A 6,907-nucleotide genomic window follows, 5' to 3' on the forward strand; every position below is an offset into this window, starting at 1 on the left:
AAGCGCTATCGCCGACTCTCGACCTCTGAGAATCGCCTCCTTCGGCTCGGCGGTCGATTAAGTTGACGATGCCCCCTGATGAGCCAGAGCCTCCCTTCTCGAAAAGCCTGAGTTCATCGGAAAGGGTAATCCCTTAAGACTTCCGGCGATAGTTCATCTCCGAACCTCGCAGTCGACGGGCGGAGTCGTGGCCCCGCAATAGCGGGGTTTAGCTTTTTGCAGACTGGAGGCGACGCCCTGATGCCCGTGGCCTAGTGGCGCTTCGTACCGCTCGTGAGCGGGTCAGAGTTCTCGTCCAGTACCTTCAGAACCTCGCCAGCCTCCAGCCCAATCGATTTCATAGAGGCTTCGTCAATCTCACCGTTGACCACCGCCGCGTCGCTGTTGGCTGCTCTTAACGCAACCTGCACGGCCTGCTCCGGATCGTCGACCGCGACGGCGTACATTTCATGGCCGATTTTGCCGTCGTCTCTGACGACCCCAACCGTCACCATCCATCCCGCCATCAAATCATTCCTTTGGTTGCCTCTTGACATAGAGCGAGCCTTTTTAGCTGGCGGTGTCTGTTGGCTTCAACCGGGAAATTGTCGAGCAACTGACGTTGAAGGCCTTGGCAATGGCCTTCTGGTTCTCTCCCGCCCGGCGTCTCGCCAACGCTGCTTCGCGTTGTGCCATGCTGAGTTTCGGCTTGCGCCCGAACCTCACACCATTCCGGCGGGCCCGCTCGCGCCCCGCGCTGGTACGGCGAATGATGTCTTCGCGGGTCTTGCGGGCGATGTAGCCAACCAGAGCCGCCAGTACCTCGCCAAGCTCGTGCGTCGTATCCGCCCAGGGCTCGGCCAGGGATTTGTAGGCGGCCCCACGTGAGGTGATCTCAGCCAGGATGCTCAGCATCTTGAAAGGGCCGCCGCGCGTCAGGCGATCCAGCGCCGAGACAATCACAACATCGCCTTAAACACGACGCTTTGGCCAGCCTGGCCAAGCGGGCACGTGATCCTGTGATCAGACGGTTGGAACGGTGCCGCCATCGACCACGAGCTCCGTGCCATGGATTGAGGAGGCGCGATCCGAGGCCAGGAAGGCGATTGCTTCGGCGACCTCATATGGCTCGGCCCCACGTCCGATCGGGATTCCGCCGATCCAGCCCATGACAGCTTGCCGCGCTTCCTCGTACGTGCCGCCATTGGCAGCCTGCATATTCTTCACCAGCTCAACGGCGCCCTCGGTCATGATCCAGCCGGGACAGACGATGTTGACCCGGACACCCTTTGGACCCAGTTCTTTGGAAATGGACTTGCTGTAGGTCCTCAGCGCTGCCTTGGCGGCGGCATAGGCTGTCGTCGACTCTGGCAGGGGCAGCACCGACTGGGTCGAGGTAACGTGCACCACCGCGCCATTGCCTCGCTCAATCATCTGCGGGATCAGGAGGCGATCAAGACGAACCGTCGCCAAAAGGTTCAAGTTTAGCTCCGAGAGCCAGATGTCGTCGGTCAGTGCCACGAAGCCGCCTGGCGGCATAGCCGAGCCCCCGAGATTATGGGCCAGAATATCGATCCCGCCAAAACGCTCGAGCGCCGCCTTGGCCAGGGCTTCCCCGCCTTCGGCCGTGGTCAGATCCGCCTGGACGAACTCGACGCCATCGATGGGCTCCAGGTCTCCGCGGGCGGCCGTGATCACGCGGGCGCCGCCGGCAAGGAAGCGGTCGACGGTGGCCCGGCCCAGACCCTTGGTGCCGCCGCTGATGAGCACGCGCTTCCCGGCGAATTCGGTCGGATTAGCCTGGATGCTCATGCTGTGATCTCCAAGGTCTTGATCAAATCGCCGTCGAGATCGAAGCGGTAGGTGAAGCGGATCGGACTGCCCTTGAAGTCCCCATGGGCAAGGCCTTCGACAACGACCTGTCCGTCCTCGTGCCGGATGGTGTCCGGCGTGAAGATCGCTTTGACCGGGATCACCGCTTCTTCGAACAGGGCCCGCATTCCAGCGTAGCCCTCGTGACGGCCTCCATCAGCAAAAAGGACCGCCTCGCGCGAGAAGGGGCTCAACATTCCGTCTACATCGAGACGAGCGTTCGCGGCCACATACGCGGCAATCGGTGATGGAAGTTCGAGTGTCATTGTTTGGTCCTTCTTACTTCGGGTGCAGCCTCAAGCGGCTGCTTGCGGTTGGCAGCGAAGATAGCAGTGGACAGGTCACGCGATAATCAGGACAATTCGGGATGTCTCATCACGAAAGCCGGGATAATTGTGCAAAGTAGCCTGACCGAATTAGACGCCGTTCTCATGGTCGCCCGCAGGGGCAAGTTTCGCACGGCTGCGCTTGAGCTCGGGGTTTCAACGACCGCGCTCAGCAATGCCGTTGGAAAGCTGGAGCGCGCGCTCGGCATACGGCTCTTCAACCGGACAACGCGAAGCGTCTCATTGACGGAGGCAGGCCAGCAGTTCGTCGCGCAAGTTGCTCCGGCCGTGCGGGAAATTCATGAGGCGATGGAGGTTGCGCGCTCTCAACAGGCCACCCCTTCGGGCACGCTGCGCATCAATGCCTTTCCGACAGCGGCGCGGGAGATCTTCACTTCGCTCGTCCTGCCGTTTCTGCGCGCGCACCCCCAGGTCCATATCGATATCGTCACGGAGGGCCGCCTGGTGGACATTGTCGCGGGCGGCTTCGACCTCGGCGTTCGTAGCTCAGACCTCGTGCCCGCGGACATGATCGCACTCCCGTTTGGGGGTGTAAGGCGCAACGTTGTGGTGGGCTCACCGAGCTATTTGGAGGCGCACGGTACGCCCATGGTCCCTCAGGACCTTGCCGAGCACTCTTGTCTTCGCGTCCGGCTTCCCGATGGCGCGATCTACCGCTGGCCCTTCGAGAAGGACGGACAATCGGTCCATATCGACGTTGATGGCGCCATCACTCTCGACGAAGCGAGCCTTGCACGCACCGCCGCCCTTGCTTCCGTCGGCCTCACCCTGGCGATGGAATCGGACGTGCGAAACGACATCGAAGCAGGCCGCCTTGTGCGCGTGCTCGAGGACTGGACGCCCACGCTTTCGCCCTTGAGTCTCTACTATCCGAGCCGCCGAAACCCGACCGCCGCGTTCAAGGCGTTCGTCGATTTCGCACGGCGGCAAAGTGGAGCCAATACCTTGAGCACGGTTGCATAGACGGGGTGGTCCGCGACCCGGTCCTAGCGCCCCGAGCCGACAAACACGACTGTGACACGGCAGACGGCTATGACGGCGGCTTCGAGCCACCGTCAGTCCCGAGATGCGGCATAGTACGGCCGTTAGCGCGCTTCCGCGAGCGCTACGCATTGCTGCTGGTCGACTTCAACCGGGATATGACGTTGAAGGCCTGGGCAATGGCCTTTTGGTTCTCTCCCGCCCGGCGTCTCGCCAATGCGGCTTCGCGCTGCGCCATGGTGAGTTTCGGCTTGCGCCCAAACCTCACACCATTCTGCCGGGCCCGCTCGCGTCCGGCGCTGGTACGGCGAATGATGTCTTCGCGGGTCTTGCGGGCGATGTAGCCAACCAGAGCCGCCAGCACCTCGCCAAGCTCGTGCGTCGTATCCGCCCACGGCTCGGCCAGCGATTTGTAGGCGGCCCCACGTGAGGTGATCTCAGCCAGGATGCTCAGCATCTTGAAAGGGCCGCCGCGCGTCAGGCGATCGTGTGCCGAGACAATCACGACATCACCAGGCCGCAGTCTCCGAAGGAGCTGGGAGAGCACGCGGCGATTGTCCTTGGTGCCGCTTTCCTTTTCGCAAAACACCCTCTCGCACCCGGCGGCGTCGAGTTGGGCGAGTTGTATGTCCAGCTCTTGGCTGCTGGTGCTGACACGGGCGTACCCATAGACGCACATGGGGTTCTGTTGTCCGCTTGCAAAACTCCTGATTTTTGCAAGCCCCCTTCCCTCACGGCTACGATAAATCTGGCGGCGGAGTTTGTTGAATCTTTTCGCGAGGTTGCGCGTTTCATGAAACCAAGTGAGCCGTTTCCTGTTTTTCCCTAGCGTGCGCTTTTCGAGCGCATGCGTAAATCAGGATTTTCGCGCATGTAATCTCCCCGCGACTAGCCCCTGCTTATCGCAAGCAGCGCGCTGGTTTGCAGAGTCATGTCTCGCTCTTGGGGAAGCGCGAAATGAAGCCATTTCAGAAAATCACGCCGCCTGCTCGTCGTCGTTCTCGCGCAATCGTCCGCGCGCTCATCGGGATGGGGCTGGGGTCACTTCTGACAGGGTGCGGCGGGCCCTCGCGAGACGACGTCGTGAGCGCGACCGGTCATCCCGGTATCCGCGACCTGAGCTGCGCACCAGCCAATGGCCAACCGGGCTACGTGTGCACCTACTTCGATACCAGCATTACCGTCACGGCTCGCTTCGTGAAGCTCGATAACGGCCGGTGGGACGTGATCTACGCACGCTGACCTCGCACAGCATGGGAGGGCCAGCGGATGTAGATGCCGTCAGTGAACGATCCACCCAAAGCACCCTCAATCTTTCCGAATTTCTCAGGAGCCTTTGATGACTGAAAGCGAATGCCTTTGCGAAGGCAGCCAAGTTGATATTGTCCGCCGCGTTTGTCCTTGCCGCTCAAGCTGGCGTCGGCACGGGTTCTCGACGAAGAGCCCGCGCCCGGTACGCTCAAGCCGGGTCAAAAGGTTTACGTCAGATGCGGTCAGGGCATGGCCATGCTGGTGACCGGCGGTAACAACATGAAGGGCGGCAAGGGCGCGGGGCGTCAGCATGGGCCGTGCGTACCTTTCAAGGGCTAGCAGCTACCTGACGCCTTCGAATGGACTGGCGCTGGACTTCGTGTCTGGCGCCTTTTTCGTTGATGCCCAGTTATCTAATCACCGTTACCCCTACGGTCCTTGTTCCACTCCCCGATCTCGGCTCTCGTCTTGACTGCTCTCACGGCCAACGCCGTCGCTATCATAAAGGGCCCATAGAAGTCAGGTATGTTGGGCTTGTTTTCTACTATGTCCAGACGATTGATTGATACGAGCAGGCCGACCGCTGCGAGCATCAGGTAGACGTAATCCATCTCCTTAGCCCACTTCTCTCCCCGCCATTTGGTTAGAACGCCTGAAAGCGCCAAGACAATCTCGCTGCACACCAGAAAAAGATAACCGGCGAAGACCAGCGTCACGGCGGCGAGATCCCGGAAGCCCACCTTGGGCATTCGAGCCCATAGATCGAAGTAGATCACGAAATAGCCCGCGTAGACCACGAACAGCACGCACTCGACTGCAATGGTGAATTTCCCTCGCGGAGCTATGCCACCGAAATGCAGCAGATAGAGAGCGCCAAGTCCAAACAGCACATTTCCGAGGTGGTACGTCCCTTCGGTATATCCGGAAGCCAGCCCAAGCAATTTCCCTCCTGTCCACATCCCAAATGTAATTTCTGCCCCACACTCTTCAAGCGCATCCGCGATTGACTCTGCGTTGCCGCTGCAATTTCGGCGTTTCCCAGTACGTCTCTCCTGAGCGTCCCCCAGCCATGCTCATCGGCTGACCTGACGCGGATTTCCGTCCGCCGCAAGGGGCAAGCCCTCGCGCAGGCGCGCCCTTACGGGTGCGGCGTCCGTCTCTCCGCGTCTTTCCGGTCGCCGGCACGGCCGGTGGCCGCAAACAAGGAGAGACGAGATGAGCAAGGAACGCTTCGATATTCATCAGCATCTAACCGATCGCATCGTTGCGGCGATCGAGGCCGGCGCAGGCCAATGGCAAATGCCTTGGCATCGTGGCAGCGGCGGGCGCGCACCCGTCAATATCTCTTCCGGCAACGCCTACCGTGGCGTCAACGTTCTCGCCCTTTGGGTTGAGGCCCAGGTCAACGGCTACGGTTCGCACCTCTGGGGCACGTTCCGCCAGTGGGCCGACAAGGGCGCCAGCGTCCGCAAGGGCCAGAAGGCCTCCTACGTCGTTTTCTATAAGGAGATCGAGGTCGAGCCCGGCGAGGGCAACGAAGACGAACGCAAGAGCCGTCTGTTCGCCCGGGCGACCCCTGTGTTCAACGCCGACCAGGTTGAAGGCCTGGAGCGGGCTCCCGTGGTTGCCGTCACCGAGTTGCCGGATGTCGACGGGTTCATTGCCAGCACGAAAGCTGCGATCGTCCATGGTGGACACCGGGCCTACTACGTCCCCAAGCTGGACGAGATCCATATGCCGCCGCGTGAACTCTTCACCGGATCGGCGACATCAAGCGCGACCGAGGCCTACTACTCGACGCTGCTCCACGAACTGACCCATTGGACCGGCCCCGCTCACCGTTGCGCCCGTGACCTGTCGGGTCGTTTCGGGACTGAAGCCTACGCGATGGAAGAGTTGGTCGCCGAGTTGGGCGCCGCGTTCCTCTGCGCGGAGCTTGGGATCGCGGTTGAGCCACGCGCCGATCATGCCCAGTACCTGGCGCATTGGCTGAAGGTGCTGAAGGCCGACAAGCGGGCCATCTTCACCGCGGCATCCAAGGCAGGCGAAGCGGTCGCCTTTCTCCGCAAATAGACGCTGGAGCTATTTGGCAGCGTAGAAAAACCTTGCCCCCGCCACCAAGCTTGGGCAGGATCAACCACAGATAGTTTTGTTATTTTTGGTCAATTTCGCTGTCGAGGCAGCCACGCTGCATCGCATCCATTGCCAGGGTCGATCATGTCTGAAGCGCACGAAGACGCGATTAAGGGAAACAAGAATCCCGACGCGAGCGGTCAGAAAGAAAAGCCACCTGAGAACGGCGTCGCCGACGGCGCTCGGCAAGTTAGTGCTGGTTGTGGCAATTCTCCTCGTGCTCTGGAATAAGAGAACAGAGCTGGCCCCGGTTGTTTGGACAGCGCCCCGCTGGATTTAAGTGGATTCCTGCCGGGTTATGCTGAACGCGGGGCTTTACGGTTTTGTCGTTGCGTCGGGAGGGC

General features: G+C 61.0%; 10 protein-coding genes. 4 read left to right on the forward strand and 6 right to left on the reverse strand.

Going from position 1 to position 6,907, the window contains the following annotated elements; translation table 11 throughout:
• Window positions 1–251: 251 nt before the first annotated feature.
• Genes QJT78_RS46995 through QJT78_RS47010 form a run of 4 tightly spaced genes read right to left on the reverse strand, consistent with a single transcriptional unit; the run spans window position 252 to window position 2,117 of the window.
• Entirely contained in the window at window positions 252–506 is a 255-nt protein-coding gene (locus QJT78_RS46995) for a hypothetical protein (RefSeq protein WP_028154191.1), read from the reverse strand.
• Window positions 507–549: 43 nt separating this feature from the next.
• Window positions 550–942, reverse strand: coding sequence for a recombinase family protein (locus QJT78_RS47000; protein ID WP_129557305.1), 393 nt, complete (start codon window positions 940–942; stop codon window positions 550–552).
• A gap of 60 nt (window positions 943–1,002) precedes the next feature.
• Window positions 1,003–1,791: an SDR family oxidoreductase gene (locus QJT78_RS47005; protein ID WP_038945802.1), complete on the reverse strand. Its 789-nt coding sequence runs from the start codon at window positions 1,789–1,791 to the stop codon at window positions 1,003–1,005.
• On the reverse strand, window positions 1,788–2,117 hold the full coding sequence (locus QJT78_RS47010) for a nuclear transport factor 2 family protein (RefSeq protein WP_028154193.1): 330 nt from the start codon (window positions 2,115–2,117) through the stop codon (window positions 1,788–1,790). Before QJT78_RS47010 ends, QJT78_RS47005 begins: the two co-directional genes overlap by 4 nt.
• 126 nt (window positions 2,118–2,243) lie before the next feature.
• Here QJT78_RS47010 and QJT78_RS47015 point away from each other — a divergent pair, with 126 nt between their 5' ends.
• Window positions 2,244–3,161, forward strand: a complete 918-nt coding sequence (locus QJT78_RS47015) for a LysR family transcriptional regulator (RefSeq protein WP_035681336.1) — start codon at window positions 2,244–2,246, stop codon at window positions 3,159–3,161.
• A 142-nt stretch (window positions 3,162–3,303) separates the two neighbouring features.
• Here the strand turns inward: QJT78_RS47015 and QJT78_RS47020 are convergent, their stop codons facing one another.
• Window positions 3,304–3,858 carry a recombinase family protein gene (locus QJT78_RS47020; protein ID WP_208089679.1) on the reverse strand — a complete coding sequence of 185 codons (555 nt, stop codon included), beginning with the start codon at window positions 3,856–3,858 and terminating at the stop codon, window positions 3,304–3,306.
• A gap of 278 nt (window positions 3,859–4,136) precedes the next feature.
• Between QJT78_RS47020 and QJT78_RS47025 the strand changes: the two genes are divergently transcribed.
• Together QJT78_RS47025 and QJT78_RS47030 are read left to right on the forward strand one after the other, a co-directional pair.
• Window positions 4,137–4,421, forward strand: a complete 285-nt coding sequence (locus tag QJT78_RS47025; RefSeq protein ID WP_028154196.1) for a hypothetical protein — start codon at window positions 4,137–4,139, stop codon at window positions 4,419–4,421.
• 159 nt (window positions 4,422–4,580) lie between these two features.
• On the forward strand, window positions 4,581–4,769 hold the full coding sequence (locus QJT78_RS47030) for a hypothetical protein (RefSeq protein WP_038945928.1): 189 nt from the start codon (window positions 4,581–4,583) through the stop codon (window positions 4,767–4,769).
• A 74-nt stretch (window positions 4,770–4,843) separates the two neighbouring features.
• Here QJT78_RS47030 and QJT78_RS47035 read toward each other — a convergent pair whose 3' ends face one another.
• Window positions 4,844–5,371, reverse strand: coding sequence for a hypothetical protein (locus QJT78_RS47035; protein ID WP_157783808.1), 528 nt, complete (start codon window positions 5,369–5,371; stop codon window positions 4,844–4,846).
• A gap of 274 nt (window positions 5,372–5,645) precedes the next feature.
• On the opposite strand from QJT78_RS47035, the gene QJT78_RS47040 reads away from it, so the two are divergent.
• On the forward strand, window positions 5,646–6,503 hold the full coding sequence (locus QJT78_RS47040) for a zincin-like metallopeptidase domain-containing protein (RefSeq protein ID WP_028154199.1): 858 nt from the start codon (window positions 5,646–5,648) through the stop codon (window positions 6,501–6,503).
• The last annotated feature ends 404 nt before the right edge of the window (window positions 6,504–6,907 follow it).

The organism is Bradyrhizobium sp. Mp27, from assembly GCF_029953005.1.
GTDB classification, from domain to species: domain Bacteria; phylum Pseudomonadota; class Alphaproteobacteria; order Rhizobiales; family Xanthobacteraceae; genus Bradyrhizobium; species Bradyrhizobium barranii.

Excerpts from the sequence above, each read along its gene's own strand:
- QJT78_RS46995 (WP_028154191.1), bottom strand. The coding sequence starts at position 506 with ATGGCGGGATGGATGGTGACGGTTGGGGTCGTCAGAGACGACGGCAAA.
- QJT78_RS47005 (WP_038945802.1), bottom strand. The coding sequence starts at position 1,791 with ATGAGCATCCAGGCTAATCCGACCGAATTCGCCGGGAAGCGCGTGCTC.
- QJT78_RS47010 (WP_028154193.1), bottom strand. The coding sequence starts at position 2,117 with ATGACACTCGAACTTCCATCACCGATTGCCGCGTATGTGGCCGCGAAC.
- QJT78_RS47020 (WP_208089679.1), bottom strand. The coding sequence starts at position 3,858 with ATGTGCGTCTATGGGTACGCCCGTGTCAGCACCAGCAGCCAAGAGCTG.
- QJT78_RS47025 (WP_028154196.1), top strand. The coding sequence starts at position 4,137 with ATGAAGCCATTTCAGAAAATCACGCCGCCTGCTCGTCGTCGTTCTCGC.
- QJT78_RS47040 (WP_028154199.1), top strand. The coding sequence starts at position 5,646 with ATGAGCAAGGAACGCTTCGATATTCATCAGCATCTAACCGATCGCATC.